Source organism: Afifella sp. H1R, assembly GCF_021462425.1.
Taxonomy (GTDB): domain Bacteria; phylum Pseudomonadota; class Alphaproteobacteria; order Rhizobiales; family Afifellaceae; genus Afifella; species Afifella aestuarii.
On record NZ_JAKEDY010000001.1, the window covers coordinates 1,883,464 to 1,906,271 of the forward strand.

A 22,808-nucleotide genomic window follows, 5' to 3' on the forward strand; every position below is an offset into this window, starting at 1 on the left:
ATTCTTCTGATCAAATTTCAAGTATCATATGATGAAATTGATGCAATCTGGCTTGGGCGAGGCTGACCTTAAGGTTAGATTGTCGCTCCAGCGCCGCGGCAGACGCGCGTTTTCACCCAAAATTGCTCAAACGTGCGACAAAAGAACATCCCCGTTCTGATCGGTCAATCGACCAATCAGAGCCCGCGCCGCGCTGCTGGCATAACGGTCAGGATGGCGCAGCAGGGAAAAATCCCGGCGCGGCAGATCGACGGGGACGGATTGAAGCCGGCCGGAATCGATCGCTGCCGCGACCACATGCTCGGAAATGATGGTTGCGCCGGCACCCGCCTCGACGGCCTCGCGCACGGCCTCGTTGCTCGGCAGAACGAGCGAGATCACCAGATCGTCGACTTTGATTCCGTCCCGCGAGGCGAGTTCTTCAAGCACGGCACGCGTTCCCGACCCGGCCTCCCGGATGACCCAGGACAGCGATGTGAGATCGACCCCGCCCGCCTCGCTCGCCACGGGCAGGGCGCGCCCCGCGGCAACCACGAGCACCAGCCTGTCGCGGTCGACGAGGCGACGGAGGAGCTCCGTATGTCGAATGGGTCCTTCAACGAGACCGAGATCCGCCCGCCCTTCGGCGACGGCATCCTCCACCTGGCGGGTATTGCCGATAACGACATCCAGGCCCACGCCCGGAAAAGCTTCGTGAAAGGCCGCAAGGCGGCGCGGCAGCCAGTAATTGGCGATCGTCTGGCTGGCCGCGATGGCGACGCTGCCGCGGGCGGGATCCGCGATGTCCTCGAGAACATTCTGCGCCGAGGCCACCCGCTTGAGGACAGCGCGTGCCTCCGGCAGGAAGCGCTCGCCCGTCTCCGTCAGTTCGATGCCCCGCCCCACCCGGTCGAACAGGCGGGCGCCATAGCGTTTTTCCAGCGCGGCGATCGCCGCGGAAGCGGCCGACTGTGTGAGGCCGAGCGCCGCTGCCGCCCGGGTGACGTGCCGCCGCTCGGCGACGGCCACGAAGACGCGCAATTGATCGAGGGTCATGCCGCAATGATCGACGCAAATGTTCGATCAGACAATACGCATGCGGAGGTCCGATGAATCCGAGTTTCGGCGCGCAGCGCCTCAAGCGGCTCCTTGTCAGGCGATGCGGGTACCGTCCTGCGGATCGAAAAACACGGAACGCATCATGTTGAAGGCGAGCTTCACCTGTCCGTCTTCTTCGATCGGGCTGTTGGCCCGAAGCCGCGCTGTGAACTCCTTGCCGCCGAGATGCGTGACGACATAGGTGTCGGCGCCCGTCGGCTCCACTATCTCCGCCCGGCAGGTCGCCTCCACGAGGTGGCCCGCCTTCTGGTCGGCAGCATCCGGATCCGTCACCGCTTCCGGACGGATCCCGAAAGTGATGGTGCGGCCCACCCAATCTCCGAGCTGATCGGCCAAGCCTTCCCGCACCGGCAGGAAGAGCGCGCCGTTTGAGCGCTGCTTCAACGCGACACCGATCGCCCCGTCCTGCTTCTGCACTTCGGCGGGAACGAGGTTCATCGCCGGCGAGCCCATAAAATCCGCCACGAAGAGATTGGACGGATTGTTGTAGACTTCTTCCGGCGAGCCGAATTGCTGCAACACGCCATCCTTCAGGATTGCAATCGTGCTCGCGAGTGTCATCGCCTCGATCTGATCGTGGGTCACGTAGACGATGGTGGTCCCGAGCGTCGCATGGAGCCGTTTGATCTCCATGCGCATGTCGACGCGCAGCTTGGCGTCGAGGTTCGACAGCGGCTCGTCGAACAGGAAGACCTGCGGTTTGCGCACCAGCGCCCGCCCCATGGCGACGCGCTGGCGCTGGCCGCCGGAAAGCTGGCCCGGACGGCGATTGAGAAGCTTCTCGATCTGCAGCATCTCCGCCACTTCCTGGATCGCCCGGTCCCGCTCGTCTTTGGGGACGCCCCGCATTTCCAGGCCGAAGGCAAGGTTTTTTGCCACCGACATGTTCGGGTAGAGCGCATAGGACTGGAACACCATGGCGATGTCCCGCTCCGACGGTTTGAGCTCGTTGACACGCTCGCCGGCGATGCGGATCTCGCCCTTCGTCACGCTTTCGAGCCCCGCAATCGTATTGAGGAGCGTCGACTTTCCGCAGCCGGAGGGACCGACGAGCACGAGGAAGTCCCCCTCCTCCACGGCAAGATCGATGCCCTTCAGAACGTCGGTCTGGCCGAAGGATTTATAGAGACCGTCGATTTCAAGAAACGCCATGTTCAGCCCTTCACAGCGCCGGCCATCAGCCCGCGCACGAAATAACGCCCCGACACGATGTAGACCACGAGCGTCGGCAGAGCGGCCAGCACGGCTCCGGCGAAGTGAACGTTGTATTCCTTCACGCCGGTGGACGAGCTGACGAGGTTGTTGAGCGCCACCGTCATCGGTTGCGAATCGAAGTCAGAGAACGAGGCTCCGAAGAGGAAGTCGTTCCAGATATTGGTGAATTGCCAGATGATCGTAACGACGATGATCGGCCCGGAACTCGGCAAGAGAATGCGCCAGAAGATACGGAAGAAGCCCGCCCCGTCGACCTGAGCGGAGCGGATGAGCTCCGTTGGGAACGCCGCGTAATAATTCCGGAAGAAGAGCGTCGTGAAGCCGAGCCCGTAAACCACATGCACGAGGACGAGACCCGGAACCGTGCCGGCTATGCCGAGCGTGCCGAGCACCTTCGCCATCGGAATGAGCACGATCTGGAACGGGATGAAGCAGGAGAAAAGTATCAGCCCGAAGACGATGGAATCGCCCTTGAACCGGTACTTGGTCAAGACGTAGCCGTTGATCGCACCGAGAACCATCGAGATGGTAACGGCCGGAATCACCATCAGGAACGAATTGACGAAATAGGGTTTGAGCCCGGTCGCCTGCACGCCCACCTGCGCCTCGCTCCATGCCGAAAGCCAGGGTTGAAGCGTCCAGTGCTGCGGCGGAGCGATGAGATTGCCGGAGCGGATCTCATCGAGCGGCTTGACCGAATTCAAAAGCATGATGACGAGCGGCAGGAGATAATAGACCGCAAAGACGATCAGCACCGCGTAGAGGATCGCCCGTCCGAAGACAGAGCCCGACCCCAGCTGCGGGCCTTCGGTTGCCGTGCTCATTGCTCTCGCTCCGTCGACAGCTCGCTGTAGAGGTAAGGCACGATGATGGACGCGACCATCATCAGCATCACCACCGCGGAGGCCGCACCGACGGCCATCTGGCTGCGCGTGAAGGTGTAGGAATACATGAACGTCGCAGGCAGCTCGGTCGCACGCCCTGGCCCGCCATTGGTGAGCGCGATGACGAGGTCGTAGGATTTGATCGCCATATGGGCGAGGACGACGAAGGCCGACAGAAAGGCCGGCCGCAGCATCGGAATGATGATCCTCCGATAGAGCTGCCAGGGCCCCGCCCCGTCGATCTGGGCGGCACGCATGATTTCCGTGTCGATCCCCCGAAGGCCCGCCAGGAACATCGCCATGACGAAGCCCGACGATTGCCAGACGGCCGCAATCACGACGGTGTAGATCGCCATTTCACGGTCTTTGATCCAGCCGAAATGGAAACTCGTCCAGCCGAGCGCATGCATGGTGTGGTCGAGCCCGATGCCGGGATCGAGGAACCATTTCCACGCTGTGCCGGTGACGATGAAGGAGAGCGCCATCGGATAGAGATAGATCGGCCGCAAAACGCCCTCGCCGCGGATCTTCTGGTCGAGAAGAATGGCGAGCAGCAGGCCGAGTACGCAGCAGATGACGATGTAGAGAGACCCGAAGATCGCGAGATTCTTGAGCGCGATCCACCAGTTCGGCAGGTCGAAGAGTTTGACGTAATTGCCGAGGCCGATGAAGTCGAAGCGCGGCAGAAGCGTCGAGCTCGTCATCGACAGATAGATGGTGAAGATGATGAAGCCGTAGACGAAGAGAACGATGACGGCAAAGCTCGGCGCGAGAACGATGCGCGGCAGCCAGTCCTGCAGCCCGCGCCGGAACGCGCTCGATCGGCGCGGACGCACAAGCGGCTCCGTGGCGGTGGTAGAAGTCGCGGTCACTGGGGCGCCCTCAACGCTGAAGATGATGGGAAGCCCCGGCCTGAGCCGGCCGGGGCGAAATCATCAGAAGCGTCAGCGGGCCGACGCAACGGCGTCGACGAGAGCTTGAACGGCCTCCTCGGACGTATACTCGCCGTTGAAATGTGCCGTGACGACGTCGAAGACGGCGTTCTTCACAGCAGACGGCGCGCCATAGCCATGCGCGAGCGAACCATAGAGGTGGTTGTTCTCATTGGCCTCGGCGAGCTGCTTCATGCCTTTCTGAGCGCAGGCATCGAACTCGTCCGGCGCCACGTCGGTGCGCGCCGGCACGGAACCCTTCACCTTGTTGAAGGCGATCTGGAATTCCGGCGACATGACGGCGGAAGCGAGCTTCAGCTGCGCGTCGCGCTTGTCTTCGCCCACCTTGAACATCACGAACTGGTCGGAATTGAATAGAACCGAGCCTTCCGTTCCCGGGAAGCGCTGGCAGAGGAAATCCTCACCCGGCTTCATGTCGGCGCGCAGGAACTCGCCCTTCGCCCAGTCGCCCATGAACTGCACCGCGGCCTTGCCGTTGATGACCATGGCGGTGGCGAGGTTCCAGTCGCGACCGGAGAAGTTCGGATCGACATAGTCGTGAAGCTTCGTCATCCGGTCGAAGACCTGCTTCATCGTATCGGAGCCGAGCGTCTCTTCGTCGAAATCGTTGAGCGCTTTCTTGTAGAAGTCCGGACCGCCGGTGGCGAGCACGACGGCCTCGAACACGGTCGCGTCCTGCCAGGGCTGACCGCCATAAGCCACCGGCGTGTAGCCGGCTTCCTTGATCTTATCGAGAACCTCGATCAGCTGATCCCAGTCCTTGATGTCGCCTTCGACGCCGACTTCGTCGAAGATCTTCTTGTTGGCCCACATCCAGTTCGTCGAATGCACGTCGACCGGGGCGGCGATCCACTGGCCTTCGCTGTTCTTGGAGAATTTCTGCAGAGCGGTCGGAACGACGTTGTCCCAGTTTTCCTTCGACGCGAGATCGGAAAGGTCCGCGACCACGCCCTGGTCGGCCCATTCGGTGATGTCGTAGCCAAGCATCTGCACGGCGGTCGGGGCATTGCCCGAAGTGACGCGCGAGCGCAGCACGGTCATCGCCTGGACACCCGAGCCGCCGGCCACAGGCATGTCTTCCCAGGTGACGCCTTCTTCTTCGAGCTGTTTCTTCAGAACGTTGAGCGCTGCAGCTTCACCGCCGGCGGTCCACCAATGCAGCACTTCCACGGTCTCTTGGGCCGCAGCACTTCCGACAAACAACGCCGCGCCAGTGGCAAGGCCAGCGAACGTCGATACGAATTTCTTGTACATGAGTTGGAAAACCTCCCGAATAATCCACCGTCGTGTGGCTTCCGGCCGATTGCTCGAACCGACCGCGGCGGTAGTCCAATCTGTAACGTTACAGATCGCCGCAAGTCAAACGCTACAAGCCGTTTGCAGAAGCGGGAATGCGCGGCATAGGATGCCACCCCCATCAGGAGGCGAAGACATGCCGCCGAAGCGGCCCGAGTTCCGAAAGATCAGCGATAACAAGAAACAAGACAGCTTTGCGCGCCCCACTTTGCGCACTTTGGCGGAGCTGACAGGGCTTGGTGTCACGACGGTTTCGCGCGCCTTGAAGGATGCTCCGGAACTTTCGGTTGAGACCAAAGCCAGAGTGCGCGCTCTGGCTGAGGAGATCGGCTACAGACCCGACCGGGCGGGGATCCGTCTGCGCACCGGCAAGACCCTCGTCATCGCTCTCGTCCTCGATCAAAGCGACGCGATCGCCGAGTTCGCCCGCCGCATGATCTTCGGCATTTCGGAGATTTTGCGCGACACGCCCTACCATCTCGTCGTCTTTCCACAGGTGATGGGCAGCGACCCGATGGAGCCGATCACCTATATCGCGGAGACGGCAGCCGCAGATGGCGTGATCTTCACCCATACGCGGCCGCAGGATCCGCGCGTGAAGCTCCTTTTGGAGCGCGGCATGCCTTTCGTCACGCACGGCAGGACTCGGCTCGGCCATCCGCATCCCTTCCATGATTTCGACAACGAGACTTTTGCACGGCTCGCCGTGGAGCACCTCGTCGCGCGCGGCCGCAAGCGACTTGCGCTCGTCACGCCGCGCCCGGAATTCACCTATGCGGAGTTCATGCTGAAAGGCTTCCGGGAAGCGGCAGATCGCGCCCGAGTCCAGCATGACCTGATGCCGGGTCTTGATCTCGATTCAAGGTCGCAGGCGTTCCGCAAGGCGGCAATGCGGCTTGGCGAGGCGGAGAACCCCTTCGACGGCTTCATCTGCGCCAGCGAAACCCGCTCGGTTGCGCTGATGGCGGGCCTCAACGACGCCGGCCGCGTCGTCGGGCGCGACGTCGATGTGGTCGCCAAGGAAACCTCGGATCTCCTCGACAACGTCTGGCCGCCGATCGATTCCTTTTGCGAAGACCTGGTCCTCGCCGGCAAGGAGCTTGCGAGCTTCCTGCTCGCACGCATGCGCGGAGCGCCGGTGGACACCCTCACCTCGCTTGCCACTCCGGGCTTCCGCCAGCGCACCGGCCGGCCCTGTGCCGGAAAGCACACCCTTTGATCAAAGCCTAAGCACTCCTCAGAGGCACCCATGCGACGCTCAGACATCAACGCCATCATCAGGCAGTCGGACGAATTCATCCGCTCTTTCGGCTTTCTGCTGCCGCCCTTTGCCTATTGGCGCCCGAAGGAAATGCAGGCGCGCTTGAGCGAGATCGAAGGCATCGTCTCCGGCCGGCTCGGCTGGGACATCACCGATTATGGCGGCGGCGATTTCGACAAGCTCGGGCTTTTCCTCTTCACCGTCAGAAACGGCGATACGGCCGATCTCGCCCGCGGCCGCGGCATGCTCTATGCGGAAAAGATCATGATCTCGCGGCGCGATCAGATCTCTCCGATGCATCGCCACGTGATCAAGGCGGAAGACATCATCAACCGCGGCGGCGGCACGCTGGCACTCGAGCTGTTTGCCTCCGATCCGGACGGCGACATCGACCAGGAAGCCGAAGTGCTGGTCGCCACCGACGGGCTCTGGCGACGCCTGCCGGCGGGCGGCACATTGCTGCTGCAACCGGGAGAAAGCGTCACTTTGCGGCCAGGCATGTGGCACGCCTTCTGGGCGGAAGGCAAAGACACGCTCATCGGCGAAGTCTCGACCGTCAACGACGACCTGACGGACAATATTTTTCGCGATCCCGTCAGCCGCTTTTCAACGATCGAGGAGGACGAGGAGCCGTTGCACCTCCTCGTCTCCGATTATCCGGCGTGGCTGGAAAACGCCTCGGGCCGGGCGGTCGCCGGCTCGTAAGCGCGGTCTCTCACCGCTCCGCCGAGCGCGCCCAAAGATTGACCCCGCCTTCGACGGCATAGCGGTCGATGTCGGCGAGCTCCTGCTGTGAGAATTTGCGTTTTTCGAGCGCGTCGACGAGCTCGCTCACCTGTTCGGGCCGGCTCGCGCCGATCAGCGCCGTCGTCACCCGCGGGTCGCGCAAAACCCAGGAGATCGCCATCTGCGCCAGGCTCTGGCCGCGACGCTGGGCGATCTCGTTGAGGCCGCGGATACGGCTCAGATTGTCGTCGCTCAAGAAGTCTGAGGAGAGGGTCTTGTCTTGTGCGGCACGGCTCTCCTTCGGCACCCCGCCGAGATATTTGTTGGTCAGCATGCCCTGAGCGAGCGGCGAGAAGACGATCGTACCCATGCCCTCTCCCTGCAGCGTATCGAGAAGCCCATCCTCCTCGATCCAGCGGTTGATGAGCGAGTAGCTCGGCTGATGGATGAGGCAGGGCACGCGCATCTCGCGCAGGATCGCGACAGCCTCGCGCGTTCGCTCCGAATTGTAAGAGGACAGCCCGACATAAAGCGCCTTGCCCTGCTGGACGGCCGAGGCGAGCGCTCCCATCGTTTCCTCCAGCGGCGTTTCCGGATCGAAACGGTGCGAGTAGAAGATATCGACATAGTCGAGCCCGAGGCGCTTCAGGCTCTGATCGAGGCTCGACAGAAGGTATTTGCGGCTTCCCCATTCGCCATAGGGCCCGGGCCACATGCGGTAGCCCGCCTTTGTGGAGATGATGAGCTCGTGGCGGTGCGCAGCGAAATCGCTTTTCAGCATCCGCCCGAAGAACACTTCCGCAGCACCCGGCGGCGGGCCGTAATTGTTGGCGAGGTCGAAATGGGTGATGCCCTGATCGAAGGCCGTCCGGCAGATCGCCCGCGCCACGTCCTCGCGCGCGTCTTCACCAAAATTGTGCCAAAGGCCGAGCGACAGGGCCGGCAAAAGAAGCCCGCTCTTGCCGCAGCGGTTATATGTCATGTCTTCGTAGCGGTTCGGCGCGGGCCGGTAGCTTGCGCTCGTCATCACCTCTCCCCTCGTGTCTCCAGTCGACGCGGGCCCCTGAAAAACCTCTTCGGCTTGGAGCCCCGTCGCGATCGTCGTGAAGGACATAGCGCATGGTCGGAGCGGACAACACCCGCAGCACGTCCAAGGCGCGGCCATAGCTTCCTTACGAAATTGAGACGCGAAAAGGATGACCCTGCGAAAGCCCCGCGATATGAGGGGCCGGGATGATCGGCGCCTGACGGGCTGCGCCGGCTGGAACGCAAAGAGCGGGAACGGAATGAACAAGAACAGCGACTTGCCGGCACATGTCGTGGAAGATCAAAGCGCCGTCTTCGCCTTCCTTGCCGATCCCGCGACCCACGGCCTTGAAAACGAGATCAAGCGCATCGACACGCATGGCGCGGTCGTTTTCCTTGCCGGCGACGACGTCTACAAGCTGAAGCGCGCCGTCAAATTCCCCTTCATGGATTACTCCACGCTCGCATTGCGCAAGACCGCCTGCGAGCGGGAAATCGCCGTCAACAAGGAAGCCGCACCGGACATCTATCTCGGCATCGTGGCGATCACCCGCGATGGCGACGCGCTAACGCTCGGAGGCGACGGCGAGCCCATTGAATGGGCGGTCCATATGCGCCGCTTCGACGAGACGAAGACCCTCGATCTCATCACCGAAAAGGAGGGACTCCCCCAGGAGCTGTTGAAGTCTCTCGTCAGAGAAATCCTCGCCGCCCATGAGCGCGCGCCCAGGCGCGACACCGGTCCGGCGATCGCCTCCCTCGCCTCCTATCTCGAGCAGAACAGCGAGGCCTATGCCGAAAATCCCGAGCTCTCTCCGCAGGACCGCGCCGCCGCTCTGACCGAGGCCTCGAAAATGGCTCTCGCCGCGCTCACGCCACTCCTCCAGGCACGCGGAGAGGCCGGCTTCGTGCGCCGCTGTCACGGCGATCTGCATCTGCGCAACATCGTCCTGATTGCGGACAAGCCGACGATCTTCGACGCGGTCGAATTCGACGAAGCGATCGCAACAGGCGACGTCCTCTACGACCTCGCCTTCCTCCTCATGGATTTGTGGGAGCGCGGCCTCCGCCGCGAAGCGAACACCGTCATGAACCGCTATCTGTGGGGCAGCGATGCGTCCGAGATCGACGGGCTCGCGGCCCTGCCCTTGTTTCTCTCCATCCGTGCCACCATCCGCTCCAAGGTCATCGCCGCCGCGCTTCCTCACCTCGACGGGGAGGAAAAAGCGGCAAAGGCAGCCGAAGCGCACCGGTATTTTGCTGCCGCAGAAGCATTCCTTCAGCCGGTACGGCCACGCCTCGTGGCGATCGGCGGGCTTTCAGGCTCCGGCAAAACGACGCTTGCCGCGCGCATCGCGCCGCAATTCGGCCACGCGCCGGGCGCGGTGCATCTTCGAAGCGATATCGAGCGCAAGCGCCTCGCCGGCGTCGGCGAGACGGAACGTCTGCCGGACAGCGCGTATGCGTCGGATTTCACCGCCCGCGTCTTCGACACGCTCTGGCACAAGGCGGAGCGTGCCTTGAAGGCCGGCGCGAGCGTCATCGTCGATGCCGTCCATGCGACACCGGAGGAGCGGCGACAGGTGGAGATCGTCGCCCGGGACAATGGCGCCGATTTCGCGGGCCTTTGGCTCGAGGCACCCATCGAGACCCTGATCGACCGCGTCCGCCATCGCAGCAACGACGCTTCCGACGCCACGGCCGAAATCGTCCGCCGCCAGACGGGCTACGAGATCGGCGAGATCGCCTGGCCGCGCCTCACCGTGACGGGAAGCGTGGACGATTCCGTTGCCCGAGCCCTGAAAACTCTCGGCTTCTCCGCCGATCGATGACGCGCCGCTCAAGGGATCAGGACGGCGGCCCCGGTGAGTGCCCCCGATCGTAAGTCCGCAAGAGCGTCATTGGCTCTGTCCAACGGATAGGAAACCGTCGTCGTTCGCACCGGCACTTCGGGCGCCAGCGCCAGGAATTCATCGCCGTCGGCACGTGTGAGATTGGCGACCGAGCGGACGACACGCTCGCCCCACAAGAGTTCGTAGGGAAAGCTCGGAATGTCGCTCATATGGATGCCGCCGCAGACGACGACCCCACCTTTCTTCACCGCCTTCAAGGCTGCAGGAACGAGCGCGCCAACCGGGGCGAAGATGATGGCCGCATCGAGTTCGTCCGGGGGCTGATCGGAGGAATCACCGGCCCACACGGCACCGAGCTCGCGCGCAAAAGCCTGCGCTTTGAGGTCCCCCCGTCGGGTGAAGGCATAGACCGAGCGTCCCTGGTGGCGGGCCACCTGCGCCACGATATGCGCGGCCGCGCCAAAGCCATAAAGGCCGAGACGTTCGGCCTCTCCCGCCATCCTGAGGCAGCGATGACCGATGAGCCCGGCGCACAGAAGCGGCGCCATCTCTGCATCCGCTCCCCTCTCGCCGAGAGGAAAGACGAAATGCGCATCGGCCACGCAGAACTCGGCATAACCGCCATCGATCGTGTAGCCGGTGAAGCCCGGACGGTCGCAGAGGTTCTCCTGTCCCGAACGACAATAGACGCAAGTTCCGCAGGTGTGGCCGAGCCAGGGAACACCGACGCGATCACCCTCTTTGAACCCGCTGACATTCCCCCCGCACGCCGCCACACGGCCAACGATTTCGTGACCGGGAATGAGCGTCAGTTTGGGGTTTTGGAGCTCCCCATCGACCACATGCAGATCGGTTCGGCACACCCCGCAGGCGGAAATCTCAATCAGCACCTCGCCGGGTCCTGGCCTTGGGCGGGCAAGATCCTTTAAAAGGAGAGGAGCGCCGGGCCGCTCCAAAACCATTGCGCGCATCGTCGCCGTCATGATCACCCTCCGCCATCCGGTGGAAAATGCTGCACCGCGGTAAATTTCACGTTGTTGCCACTCTCTGGCTTGACGCCGGTCAAAGCCGCGCCTCGTTAGGAGCATAGAACGGCAGCGCATCCGCAAGGAACATTTCCATGACCATCCGCAACCTGGACAAGGCCTTCGCACCGACTTCGGTCGCTCTTATCGGTGCAACGCCCCGCCCTGGCTCCGTCGGAGCCAAAGTGCTCGCCAATCTCCACAGCGCTGGCTTCAAGGGCCCGATCTGGACCGTCAATCCGAAATATCCCTCGATCGACGGCGAACGCTGCTTCCCCTCGATCAAGGATCTGCCCGACGCGCCCGACCTCGCCATCATCGCAACGCCGCCGGAGGCCGTGCCCGGCCTGATCACAGAGCTCGGCGAAAAGGGCACCCGCGCCGCCGTCGTGCTGACGGCCGGCATCGAGGAAGGCAACGGCCTGATGCAGGCCATGCTCGACGCGGCCCGGCCTTACACTCTGCGCATCATCGGCCCGAACTGCTTCGGCATCTTCCTGCCGCATATCGGGCTCAACGCCAGCTTCTCGCACATTTCGCCGCGTCCAGGCCGCCTTGCTCTATTGTCGCAATCCGGCGCCATCGCCTCCTCGATCATCGACTGGGCGGGCAACCACGCCATCGGCTTCTCGAAGATCATCACGCTCGGCAATATGGGCGACGTCGATGTCGGCGACTGCCTCAACCAGCTCGCGACGGATCGCGATACGACGGCGATCCTGATGTATCTGGAAACCGTCCCGCACGGTCGGAAATTCATGTCCGCCGCCCGCGCCGCCTCGCGCGCCAAGCCGATCGTCGTCGTCAAGGCCGGCCGCCACGCGGCCGCCGCCAAGGCTGCCCTCACCCACACCGGAGCGATCTCCGGCGCCGATGCGGTTGCCGACGCCGCCTTCCGCCGCGCCGGTCTTTTGCGGGTCGGGCAGATCGAACAGCTCTTCGACGCCGCAGAAACCCTGACGCGCCTCAAACCAACCAAGAGCCGGCGTGTCGCCATCGTCACCAATGGTGGCGGCGTGGGCGTGCTCGCCGTCGACCAGCTGATGGATGAGGGTGGCGTCCTCGCCGAATTGTCTCCGGAGACGATCGAGGAACTCGACAAGGTGATGCCGCCGACCTGGTCGCGCACCAACCCGATGGACCTGATCGGCGACGCCCCTCCCGAGCGCTATGTGGCAGCGACGGAAGCAGCACTGGCCGACCCGAACGTCGATGCGCTTCTCGTACTCAATTGCCCGACCGCACTTTCCTCCGCCGATGGCGCGGCCGAAGCCGTCATCTCGACCGTCAAAGCCGACCGTGCCCGGCATCCCTATCCCAAGCCGGTTCTGACCTGCTGGCTCGGGGGCGAGACAGTGATGAAGGCACGCGAGAGGCTGCGGGCAGCAGGTGTCGCGACCTTCCTCAGCCCCTCGGATGCGATCCGCAGCGTCGGTTACCTGACCGACTGGCACAAGGCTCAGGCCCTGTTGATGCGCACGCCGCCGAGCTTGCCTGATGATTTCACCTGGGACGCCGAGCGCGCCCGGGCCGTCATGGTGAAGGCGGCGGAAGAAGGCCGCAGCGTCCTGACTGAGCCGGAAGCCAAGGAGGTTCTCGCGGCCTTCGGCATTCCGATCGTCAAGACGGTGATCGCCCGCACGATCGAAGAGGTCGAAGAGACGGCGCGGGAGCTCCTGCGCGATCACAAGGCGGTCGTCGTGAAGCTCCTGTCTGCGGAAATCACACACAAATCCGATGTCGGCGGCGTCGTCCTCAACCTTTCGACGCCCGAAGAAGCCGTCAACGCCGTGCGCATCATCACCAAGCGGGTCGAACGCAGCCGGCCCGACGCGCATATCGAAGGCTTCACGGTGCAGCCGATGATCCGTCGCACGGCGGCCCATGAGCTGATCGTCGGCATCGGCAACGACCCGTTGTTCGGCCCGACGATCGTCTTCGGCGCTGGCGGAACGGCCGTCGAAGTCATTGCCGACAGCGCCACCGGCCTGCCACCGCTCGATCGCAACCTTGCCCGCGATCTCATCGAGCAGACCCGCATCTCGCGCCTTCTCGACGGCTACCGGGACATTCCCCCCGCCGACATGAATGCGCTGGAGCTGAGCCTCATCCGCCTCTCGCAGATGGCGGTCGACCTGCCTTCGATCACGTCGCTCGACATCAACCCGCTTCTCGCTTCGAGCGACGGGGTGGTGGCGCTCGATGCGCGCGTCGCCTTCGATCCGAAGCAGGTGCACAAATCCGGGCCCAACCGCGACATGGCGATCCGGCCGTATCCGAGCGGCTGGGACAGCACGGCGGATCTCGCCAGCGGCGCCAGCGTGATCCTGCGGCCTCTGATGCCGACGGACGTGCATCTCTACCCGGAATTCCTCGGCAAATTGTCGCCCGAGGACATCCGCATGCGCTTCCTCGCGCCGCTGAAGACGCTGCCGGAAGAGATGGTCGCAAGGCTCACCCAGATCGACTATGCGCGCGACATGGCCTTCGTCGCACTCGATCCGGAATCGGGCGAGCTTCTCGGCGTCTCGCGACTTGCCGCAGATCCCGATCATGTCGAGGCCGAATATGCGGTGACCGTCCGAAGCGACATGAAGGGCCGCGGCATCGGCTGGCTGTTGATGAAGCAGATCATCGAATATGCGGCAGCCGATGGCATCGAGCGGCTTTACGGCGTCATCCTGCCGGAGAACCACACGATGCTGTCGATGTGTCGGGAGCTTGGCTTCGTCGCCGTCTCGAGCCCCGAAGCCGACGGCCTGCGCCATGTGGTCATTCATCTTGAGGCCCCTGCCTCCGAGGAAGAGGCGGAAGCCTCCGTCGGATCGCAGCGCCCGCGGCTGATCCCGTCCTAAACGGCTTTTCAAAGCCGAACGGAAACGGGCGCCTCGAGGGGGCGCCCGTTTTCATTTTGCCCGATCGGATTTTTCCGCCCGAGGTGATCTCGGCGGCTTAGCGCCAGCGCAAGTCGAAGACGACGCGCGGCTGGAAGCCCTCGCCCTCGCGCCGCACGACAGCCCGCGTTCCGCGGTGGACGAGGCTGCGGAAAAGCTCCTGGAAACAGCCACTGTAATAGGCAAGGAGTACGGCGTCGGTCGGCGTTCCCCGCACCGGCCCGCCTGCGATCGACACAACGACCGGATGGCTCGGCACGAAGGTGACGGCACCGCTGCCGACGAAGGTCCACGCATGGCGCCGGATCGCCGCCAGGAATAGCCGTGCCCTGAGCCAGGGCGGCAGAAACGGCATGATGCGCTGGAAAGGCTTCGGAATGCGGCGCGCCAGGAGATAGGTCGCGGTCAATTCTCCGGCGCGGAAGGCGGCGTCCTCGGCCTCTTGCGGGGCGAGAACGGCGAGCGCCGCATCATGGAGGCGCATCACCTCCCGCTCATCGACCATTTCGGTCGGCTGAGCGTCGAGATAATGCAAAAGGCCCGCCTGAGCGAACACGCTCTGGCAGGCCTCTCGCCCCACAATGGCGTTCAACGCCTCATCCATGCGGATGATGGCATTGGGTCCAATTCGCGCGGCCGGTTGAGACGGGACGTGATCCGCAGCCGAAACCGCGCTCACGTCCCGCTCTCGCCCCCCGACTCGCGTCGGCTCGTCGGTCACGGCCATAGCCGCGCCCTAATGCACTGTCGCCCGCGGCTTCTCCACCTCGGCCGGAGCGGGATTGGATGAGGTGATCGCCTCATCGTAATCGTCTCCATCCTCCGGCAATCCCTTCGGAGCACCGCAAGCGCTGACGGCGGCCGGCGTCATCACCGCCTCGTCGTACTGATCGCCCTCGTCGATCTCCTCGGCATGACCGTTGGCACCATTGGCGCCGTTCACACCGTTGGCGGCAACCTCTGCAGGAACCCGCTTCTTCTTCAGTTTGCGCGGCGGCGGCGCGCTCTTCAGATCGGCAAGCTGGCGCCGATCGAGCGTGCGGGTCTCGTCGAAACCGAAATCGACTTTCTTCTTCGACTGCGGACCCCAGTAATTCACACGACCGAGATCGTAGAACTCACGCCGCATGCCCGACCGCATGAAGGCCTTCAGGCAGCCCATCATGTAACGCCGCAAGGTCTTGTCGCGGATCCACGGATAGTGGAACAGCATCTTGCGCATGTAGAAGCGGCGGTAATTGTGCATGACACGATCGAGCAGGGTCGCCCGATCCATCGCCGCCGGCTTCACGATCGGCGTGACGAAGTTGTACTTCTCGTAGTCGAAGATCTCGACCTTATCGCCGAGTTCCTGGAAAAGATCGGCAAACGGCCACGGCGTGTACATGGACCAGTTGGCCATCTCCGCGCCCCAGTCGATCACCATGCGGTAGGTCTCTTCCAGCGTCTCCGGCGTCTCGTTGTCGAGACCGACGATGAACTGCGCCTCCGCCATGATGCCGTTCTTCTTGAGAAGCTGAACGGCACGCTTGTTCTGTGCGACCGTGGTCTCCTTATTGAAGAGATCGAGCTTCAGCTGCGCAGCGGCTTCCGTGCCGAGAGACACGTGGATGAGGCCGGCCTTGCGATAGAGCGGCAGAAGCTTCTCGTCGCGGATGACGTCGGTAACGCGCGTGTTGATGCCCCACAGAACCGGCAGGTCGCGCTTCACCATCTCTTCGCAGAAGCGGATGAACTTCTTGCGGTGAATGGTGGGCTCTTCGTCGGCCAGGATGAAGAATCCGACCCCGTGGTTGCGCACCAGATCCTCGATCTCGTCGACCACCTTGAGCGGGTCGCGGACACGGTAGTTGCGCCAGAATTTCCACTGCGAGCAGAACGAGCAGGTGAAGGGGCAGCCGCGCGCAAAGTTCGGCACGGCGACGCGCGTGTTGAGCGGGATATAGATATACTTTTCCCAGTCGAGCACGCTCCAATCCGGCTTGATCGTGTCGACATCGGCGATCGGCGGCTCGGCCGGCGTCGCGACGACCTGATCGCCGTCGCTATAGGCGATGCCGAGAACCTTCGACCGCGCTTCGGTCCAGTCGCCGCTTTGAAGCGCCTTCATCACATTGACGATGACGGCCTCGCCCTCGCCCCGGATGATGGCGTCGATCCACGGCGCCTCGGTCAGGACCTGGCGATACATGAAGCTCGCATGCACGCCGCCGATGATGGTCAACGCGTTCGGATGCTCTTCCTTCGCGATCTGAAGGACACGCTCGGCCTTATAGATGGACGGCGTGATCGAGGTGGCGCCGACGACATCCGGCTTCTCCTCGCGGATGATACGTCTGAGCTCCTCATCCTCGATACGGTCGGTCATCGCATCAATGAAACGGATATCGGTAAAACCGGCCGTTTTCAGAGCGCCCGCCAGATAAGCAACCCATGCGGGTGGCCAGTTACCTGCGATCTCCGCGCCACCAGAATGGTAGTTCGGATGAATCATGAGAATGCGCATCGATTCCGTCTCCGGGAGAGGTCGCTTGACAGTTTCCATTGTAAGGTCTGCGTGACACTTCACTTTGATGTCGATCAAATGACACGCAGAGCGGGCTTTCTTGCACCCACTTGAAGGTCGGTCTGGACGTGGTCGCACGTATCTGTCGCGCGGAATTGACACTGTTTCGGCGGCGGCGCGAGAGGCGGAAGCGCCGCAGCCTTGCGGTAAGTCGCCGCGCATCGAGACCTCTTCGGACCCAGTGGCTCTTTGCCTGCCGCACGCCCGGTGTTAGGAGCCGGAGCTCCGGCACCCGCGATCGAAGACCCGTCCCATGCTTTCCTGTGCCCCGGCCCAAGGCCGCGCTTTCGCAGTTCCGCTCGCCGTCCCCGCCGTGAGACGGGGGTGTGTACGATGAAAGTGCTCGTGACCGGCGCCGCCGGCTTCATCGGCTTCCACACGGCGCAGCGTCTTCTCGCCCGCGGCGATACGGTGATCGGCGTCGACAATCTCAACGATTATTACGACGTGACCTTGAAAGAAGCGCGGCTTGCCCGGCTTGAGGCCGAGCCCGGCTTTAGCTTTTTCCGCCTCGATCTTGCCGATCGCGAAGGCAGCGCCACGCTCTTCGCCGAGGAGCAGCCGGACCGCGTCGTCCATCTGGCGGCGCAGGCGGGCGTGCGATACGGCCTCACCAATCCGCACGCCTATGCGGACGCCAATCTCGTCGGCTTCCTCAACGTCCTCGAAGGCTGCCGCCACAATGGCGTCGTCCATCTCGCCTTCGCCTCGTCGAGCTCCGTCTATGGCGCCAACACGGCGATGCCGTTCAGCGTCGCCCAGAACGTCGATCATCCGCTCAGCCTGTATGCCGCGACGAAGAAGGCGAATGAGCTGATGGCGCATTCCTATGCGCATCTCTACCGCCTGCCGGTGACCGGCTTGCGCTTCTTCACCGTCTACGGCCCATGGGGCCGCCCGGATATGTCGCTCTTCCTGTTCACGCGAAAAATCCTCGCCGGCGAGCCGATCGAGATCTTCAACAACGGCCACCATTCCCGCGATTTCACCTATATCGACGACATCGTCGAAGGCGTGGTGCGGGTGCTCGATCATGCGGCCGAGCCGGACGGGCAATGGGACGGCGCCGCGCCGAACCCCGCCTCCTCCTCGGCACCCTACCGGCTCTACAACATCGGCAACAATCAGCCGGTCGAGCTCATGGATTTCATCGCCGCGATCGAAGAGGCGCTCGGCCGCAAGGCGGAAAAGATCTTCCTGCCGATGCAGCCTGGCGATGTGCCGACCACTTACGCCGATATCGAGGCGCTCGCCGACGATCTCGGCTATCGGCCGCAGACGCCGATCAAGGAAGGCATCGCCCGCTTCATCGCCTGGTACCGGGATTTTTACGGCCAAGCCTGAGCGGCGTGGTCACTCCGCCGGCCCGATCGCGATGCTGAGCTCCTCGAGCCCCTCGATCTGAACGGACAATTTGTCGCCCGGCTTCACCGCCCCGACACCGGCGGGCGTGCCCGTATAGAGGAGATCGCCGGGCTTCAGGTGATAATAGCGTGACAGATGGGCGATCAGCTCCGGCACGCTCCAGACCATATCGGACAGTCTCGCCTGCTGCCGCACCTCGCCATTGACGCGCGTTGTGAGCGTCTGCTCGCCGATCGCACCGAAATCGGATGCAGGCGTGATCGGCGCGATCAGGGCGGAATTCTCGAACGCCTTGCCGAGATCCCAGGGGCGGCCTTTGGTCTTTGCCGCGCCCTGCAGGTCGCGCCGCGTCAAATCGATGCCGGAGGCATAGCCGAAGACGCAACCCATCGCCTCATCCGGCGAAACTTGAAAGGCAGGACCGCCGAGCGCCACCACGAACTCTCCTTCGTAATGGCAATCCTGCGTGCCCGGCGGATAGGCGATCGTCGCCCCCGACAAAGCGACCGCATCGGCCGGCTTGGTGAAATAAAACGGTGCCTCGCGATCGACCTCGGCGCCCATTTCCCGCGCATGGTCGGCATAATTGCGACCGACGCAGAAGATCCGCCGCACCGGGAAAACCGCCGCAGCTGTCGCAATCGGCACGCCGACCGTGGGCGGCGGCGGGAAGACGAAAGCAGGCTTTTCCTCCGATGAGCTCATAAGCGCGCCTCCTTTGCGCGTGCGGCGACAGGCCTGTGGACACCGCGGCACAGGATTTCGACGCTTCCGTGGCGGCAAGTTGCCATACAATCGATTCCGCGCGTAGTGTCCCCGCACGTTAGGCTGGGCTTTTGAAGTCCGCCCTCTCAAGGAGGATCAGGAATGCGCAGATTGTTGTCCAGGTTCGTTCTGGGCGCAGCGGCGGTAGCATTGATGGCCGCGAGCGCCAGCGCCGAGGTCACTTATACACGCGGCAACGACGCCGACCCCGAGACGCTCGATCAGCACAAAACGTCGACCATTTCGGAAGCGAATGTCCTACGTGACCTTTATGAAGGCCTCGTCGTCTACAGCTCTTCAGCCAAAGTCGTTCCCGGCGTCGCGGAGAGCTGGGAGACATCGGATGACGGTCTGACCTGGACCTTCCACCTGCGCGACGATGCCAAATGGTCGAACGGTGAACCTCTGACGGCGGAAGATTTCGTCTTCTCGTATCAGAGGATCATCAACCCGGAGACCGGCGCCAAATACGCCAACATCCTCTATCCGATCAAAAACGCCGAAGCGGCCAATTCCGGCAAGGTTCCGCCCGAAGAGATTGGCGTCAAGGCGCTCGACGAGCACACACTCCAGTTCACCCTGGAAAACCAGACACCGTATTTCCTCGAGCTGCTGACCCATCAGACCAGCCTGCCCGTCTATCCGCCGGCGGTGAAGGAGTTCGGCACCGATTTCGTGCAGCCGGAGAACATGGTGTCGAACGGCGCCTATACGCTCCAGGAATTCACGCCGAATTCGCGTATCGTCCTCGTCAAGAACAAGAATTTCCATGATGCCGACAACGTTGCCATCGACAAGGTGATCTACATTCCCTTCGAGGATCGCTCAGCCTGCCTGCGGCGCTTCGAGGCCGGTGAAGTGCAATCCTGCTCCGACATTCCGACCGAGCAGATGAAGTATGTGAAAGACACGCTGGGCGACGAAGTCCATATCGTTCCGTATCTTGGCACCTATTATTACGCGGTGAAGGCCGACAAGGAGAAGCTTTCCGACGTGCGCGTTCGCCAGGCCCTGTCGATGGCGATCGATCGCGAATTCATCGCGGACGAGATCTGGGCCGGCGCCATGCTGCCCGCCTATTCGCTGATCCCCCCCGGCATCGGCAATTACGGCGAGCCGGCTTATGCCGATTACAAGGACATGGATCCGCTCGACCGCGAAGACAAAGCCATCGAGCTGCTCGAAGAGGCAGGGTACGGAAAAGACAACCCGCTGAGCGTCGAGATCCGCTACAACACTGGCGAAAACCACCAGAACACAGCGACGGCGATCGCCGATATGTGGAAGAATATCGGTGTGAAGACGACTTTCGTGACGGCGGATGGCGCCACCCACTACGCCTATCTGCGCGACCAGGGCGACTTCGACATCGCGCGCGCCGGCTGGATCGGCGATTATTCCGACCCGCAGAACTTCCTGTTCCTGGTGGAAAGCAACAATCCGGGCTTCAACTACGCCAACTACGACAACCCGGAATACGACGCGCTGATGGACAAGGCCGCAGAGACCAGCGACCTCGACGAGCGCGCCGAAGTCCTGAAGCAGGCCGAGACGATCTTCATGCGCGACCTGCCCTTCATCCCGATCCTTTATTACTCCTCCCTCAGCCTGGTTTCAGACAAGCTGCAAGGTTGGGAGGACAATCTCGTCAACGTCCACGGAACGCGGTGGATGTCCCTCGAGCAGTAATCGGGCTGACGCAGAGGTTCCCGCGCACAGGATGTGCGGGAACCTTGAGCCTCCTCTGGGTTTTTCTGCAATCATAGAAGCTGCCTAACTGATGGGCAGGCTTCGCCTTCCACCGACGGAGCGGCGATGCTGAGCTATGTTTTGCGCCGGATGGCGACGGCCATTCCGACGCTCTTTGTCATCATAACGATATCGTTTTTCCTGATGCGCGTGGCACCGGGCGGACCGTTCAATCTGGAACGTCCCCTCGAAGCCAAGGTGATGGAGAATTTGAACCGCATCTATCACCTCAACGAACCGCTCTGGCGGCAATATCTGCTCTACCTGAGCAACCTGCTGCACGGCGATCTCGGACCAAGCTTCGTCTACCGTGACTTCTCCGTGGGCGATCTTTTCGCCGCTGGCCTGCCGGTGTCGATTCAGCTTGGCGCATCGGCGCTCACGCTCGCCCTCATCATCGGCACGGTTTTGGGCTCGATCGCCGCTCTGAAGCAGAATTCCACGATCGATTATCTCGTCGTCGGCGTCGCCACGTTCGGCATCACCATTCCCCCCTTCGTCATCGCACCCGTGCTGTCCTTGATTTTCGGCGTGTCGCTCGGCTGGCTCCCCGCCGGCGGTTGGGGCAACGGCGCCCTTCCCAACAAGATCCTGCCCATTGTGACGCTCGCCCTGCCGCAGATCGCCATAGTCGCGCGCCTCATCCGCGGCGCCATGATCGAGGCCTTGCGCTCGGATCATGTGCGCACGGTGCGGGCCTATGGCTTGCCGACCCGTGTCGTCGTCATGGTGCATGCCCTGCGGGCGGCCATTCTGCCGGTCGTCTCCTATCTCGGACCTGCTGCAGCCGCGCTTCTGACCGGCTCGATCGTCGTTGAAACGATCTTCGGCATTCCGGGCGTCGGTCGCTATTTCGTCCAGGCGGCACTCAATCGCGACTACACGCTCGTCATGGGCACGGTCGTGGTCGTCTCCATCTTCGTGGTCGTGTTCAACATGATCGTCGACCTTGTCTATGCGTGGCTCGATCCGCGCGTCCGCTACGATTGAGCTCGAACATGTCGATCGCTGAAGAACCCATCACCCTCGACGAGCCGACGATCTCTGGCCGCTCGCTGTGGCAGGACGCGCTGGTACGCCTCAGGCGCAACAAGGCGGCGATGACGAGCCTGTTCATTCTCGTCGTCATGGCTGTCGCCTCGCTCGTCGGGCCTCTCGTATGGCCGCATCCTTATGACCGCGTCTATTCGGAGTATGTGCGCGTGCCGGCGAGCCTTGAGGCCTATCCGCACGAAGAGCGCATCGTGCCCGAAATGGAACGCTCGCTCTCCCGCGCCCGTGTCGACGTCGCTTCCGTCGAGGTCGAAGGCGATAAAGTGCGCGCCGAGATCACCGATGACGACGAGGTCGATCCGCGTATCACGCGCTATGTCGACCGCTCCGACCTCTTCTCCAACGCCAAGATCACGGAGACGTCGGCCGATGGCCGTTCTGCCGTGCTCGAAGCGGATGTCGCGCGGCTTTATTTCATAGCCGGCACCGACGGCAACGGGCGCGATCTCCTGGCGCGAATCTTCATGGCGATCCGCATCTCGCTCGCCATCGGACTTCTGGCGACGGTCGTCGCCCTGATGATCGGGGTCGCCTACGGCGCCACTGCCGGATATCTGGGCGGGCGCGTCGACAACGTCATGATGCGCCTCGTCGACGTGCTTTATTCGCTCCCGTTCATCTTCTTCGTCATTCTGCTCGTGGTCTTCTTCGGGCGCAATTTCGTGCTGATGTTCATCGCCGTCGGCGCCATCGAATGGCTCGACATGGCGCGTATCGTGCGTGGCCAAACCTTGAGCTTGAAGCGGCGTGAATTCGTCGAGGCGGCGGAGGCGTTGGGCGTCTCCAACGCAGGGATCGTGCGCCGTCACATCATTCCGAACGTCTTGGGCCCGGTCGCCGTCTACATGACGCTTCTGGTACCGAAGGTGATCCTCCTGGAAAGTTTCCTCTCCTTCCTCGGGCTCGGCGTCCAGGAACCCCTGACGAGCCTCGGCGTGCTCATTTCTGAAGGTGCCAAGAACATGCAGGGGGCCAGCTGGCTCCTGCTTTATCCCTCCATCGCTCTCGCCCTCATCCTGTTTTCGCTGAACTTCATTGGCGATGGCCTGCGCGACGCGCTCGATCCGAAGGACCGCTGA

18 protein-coding genes are annotated in these 22,808 nt (G+C 62.8%); 8 read left to right on the plus strand and 10 right to left on the minus strand.

What is annotated here, in order from left to right; translation table 11 throughout:
- Window positions 1–126 precede the first annotated feature (126 nt).
- The 5 genes from L0F51_RS09005 to L0F51_RS09025 all read right to left on the minus strand — a co-directional run bounded on the left by L0F51_RS09005 (window position 127) and on the right by L0F51_RS09025 (window position 5,404).
- Window positions 127–1,035, minus strand: coding sequence for a LysR family transcriptional regulator (locus tag L0F51_RS09005; RefSeq protein WP_234628854.1), 909 nt, complete (start codon window positions 1,033–1,035; stop codon window positions 127–129).
- Between the two features lie 96 nt (window positions 1,036–1,131).
- Complete coding sequence (locus L0F51_RS09010) at window positions 1,132–2,250, minus strand: ABC transporter ATP-binding protein (RefSeq protein WP_234628855.1); 1,119 nt, start codon at window positions 2,248–2,250, stop codon at window positions 1,132–1,134.
- A 2-nt stretch (window positions 2,251–2,252) separates the two neighbouring features.
- The gene (locus L0F51_RS09015; protein WP_092810207.1) at window positions 2,253–3,137 is read right to left on the minus strand and encodes a carbohydrate ABC transporter permease; all 885 of its coding nucleotides are present in this window, start codon (window positions 3,135–3,137) and stop codon (window positions 2,253–2,255) included.
- Window positions 3,134–4,033, minus strand: a complete 900-nt coding sequence (locus L0F51_RS09020; RefSeq protein ID WP_234629386.1) for a carbohydrate ABC transporter permease — start codon at window positions 4,031–4,033, stop codon at window positions 3,134–3,136. Before L0F51_RS09020 ends, L0F51_RS09015 begins: the two co-directional genes overlap by 4 nt.
- A 108-nt stretch (window positions 4,034–4,141) precedes the next feature.
- A complete protein-coding gene (locus L0F51_RS09025) occupies window positions 4,142–5,404 on the minus strand; it encodes an ABC transporter substrate-binding protein (protein WP_234628856.1) in 1,263 nt (420 codons plus the stop codon).
- 178 nt (window positions 5,405–5,582) lie between these two features.
- Between L0F51_RS09025 and L0F51_RS09030 the strand changes: the two genes are divergently transcribed.
- Both L0F51_RS09030 and L0F51_RS09035 read left to right on the plus strand, forming a co-directional pair.
- Entirely contained in the window at window positions 5,583–6,665 is a 1,083-nt protein-coding gene (locus L0F51_RS09030) for a LacI family transcriptional regulator (protein ID WP_170130501.1), read from the plus strand.
- 30 nt (window positions 6,666–6,695) lie between these two features.
- On the plus strand, window positions 6,696–7,412 hold the full coding sequence (locus tag L0F51_RS09035; RefSeq protein ID WP_234628857.1) for a D-lyxose/D-mannose family sugar isomerase: 717 nt from the start codon (window positions 6,696–6,698) through the stop codon (window positions 7,410–7,412).
- A 10-nt stretch (window positions 7,413–7,422) separates the two neighbouring features.
- Here the strand turns inward: L0F51_RS09035 and mgrA are convergent, their stop codons facing one another.
- Window positions 7,423–8,460 (minus strand): L-glyceraldehyde 3-phosphate reductase, encoded by a 1,038-nt coding sequence (gene mgrA, locus L0F51_RS09040; RefSeq protein ID WP_234628858.1) that lies wholly within the window; start codon window positions 8,458–8,460, stop codon window positions 7,423–7,425.
- Between the two features lie 259 nt (window positions 8,461–8,719).
- Here mgrA and L0F51_RS09045 point away from each other — a divergent pair, with 259 nt between their 5' ends.
- Window positions 8,720–10,291, plus strand: a complete 1,572-nt coding sequence (locus L0F51_RS09045; protein ID WP_234628859.1) for a bifunctional aminoglycoside phosphotransferase/ATP-binding protein — start codon at window positions 8,720–8,722, stop codon at window positions 10,289–10,291.
- An 8-nt stretch (window positions 10,292–10,299) separates the two neighbouring features.
- Here the strand turns inward: L0F51_RS09045 and L0F51_RS09050 are convergent, their stop codons facing one another.
- Window positions 10,300–11,283, minus strand: a complete 984-nt coding sequence (locus L0F51_RS09050; protein ID WP_234629387.1) for a zinc-dependent alcohol dehydrogenase family protein — start codon at window positions 11,281–11,283, stop codon at window positions 10,300–10,302.
- A 149-nt stretch (window positions 11,284–11,432) separates the two neighbouring features.
- Between L0F51_RS09050 and L0F51_RS09055 the strand changes: the two genes are divergently transcribed.
- Window positions 11,433–14,192 (plus strand): bifunctional acetate--CoA ligase family protein/GNAT family N-acetyltransferase, encoded by a 2,760-nt coding sequence (locus tag L0F51_RS09055; RefSeq protein WP_234628860.1) that lies wholly within the window; start codon window positions 11,433–11,435, stop codon window positions 14,190–14,192.
- A gap of 97 nt (window positions 14,193–14,289) precedes the next feature.
- On the opposite strand, the gene bchJ is transcribed toward L0F51_RS09055, so the two are convergent.
- Together bchJ and bchE are read right to left on the minus strand one after the other, a co-directional pair.
- Window positions 14,290–14,910 (minus strand): bacteriochlorophyll 4-vinyl reductase, encoded by a 621-nt coding sequence (bchJ, locus tag L0F51_RS09060; protein WP_234628861.1) that lies wholly within the window; start codon window positions 14,908–14,910, stop codon window positions 14,290–14,292.
- A 57-nt stretch (window positions 14,911–14,967) separates the two neighbouring features.
- Complete coding sequence (gene bchE, locus L0F51_RS09065) at window positions 14,968–16,737, minus strand: magnesium-protoporphyrin IX monomethyl ester anaerobic oxidative cyclase (RefSeq protein WP_234628862.1); 1,770 nt, start codon at window positions 16,735–16,737, stop codon at window positions 14,968–14,970.
- Between the two features lie 393 nt (window positions 16,738–17,130).
- On the opposite strand from bchE, the gene L0F51_RS09070 reads away from it, so the two are divergent.
- Complete coding sequence (locus L0F51_RS09070; protein ID WP_234628863.1) at window positions 17,131–18,141, plus strand: NAD-dependent epimerase; 1,011 nt, start codon at window positions 17,131–17,133, stop codon at window positions 18,139–18,141.
- Window positions 18,142–18,150: 9 nt separating this feature from the next.
- On the opposite strand, the gene L0F51_RS09075 is transcribed toward L0F51_RS09070, so the two are convergent.
- The gene (locus tag L0F51_RS09075) at window positions 18,151–18,867 is read right to left on the minus strand and encodes a fumarylacetoacetate hydrolase family protein (protein ID WP_234628864.1); all 717 of its coding nucleotides are present in this window, start codon (window positions 18,865–18,867) and stop codon (window positions 18,151–18,153) included.
- 162 nt (window positions 18,868–19,029) lie between these two features.
- Here L0F51_RS09075 and L0F51_RS09080 point away from each other — a divergent pair, with 162 nt between their 5' ends.
- The 3 genes from L0F51_RS09080 to L0F51_RS09090 all read left to right on the plus strand — a co-directional run bounded on the left by L0F51_RS09080 (window position 19,030) and on the right by L0F51_RS09090 (window position 22,808).
- Window positions 19,030–20,616 carry a peptide ABC transporter substrate-binding protein gene (locus L0F51_RS09080; RefSeq protein WP_234628865.1) on the plus strand — a complete coding sequence of 529 codons (1,587 nt, stop codon included), beginning with the start codon at window positions 19,030–19,032 and terminating at the stop codon, window positions 20,614–20,616.
- A gap of 126 nt (window positions 20,617–20,742) precedes the next feature.
- A complete protein-coding gene (oppB, locus tag L0F51_RS09085) occupies window positions 20,743–21,666 on the plus strand; it encodes an oligopeptide ABC transporter permease OppB (RefSeq protein WP_234628866.1) in 924 nt (307 codons plus the stop codon).
- Window positions 21,667–21,674: 8 nt separating this feature from the next.
- A complete protein-coding gene (locus tag L0F51_RS09090) occupies window positions 21,675–22,808 on the plus strand; it encodes an ABC transporter permease (protein ID WP_128291136.1) in 1,134 nt (377 codons plus the stop codon).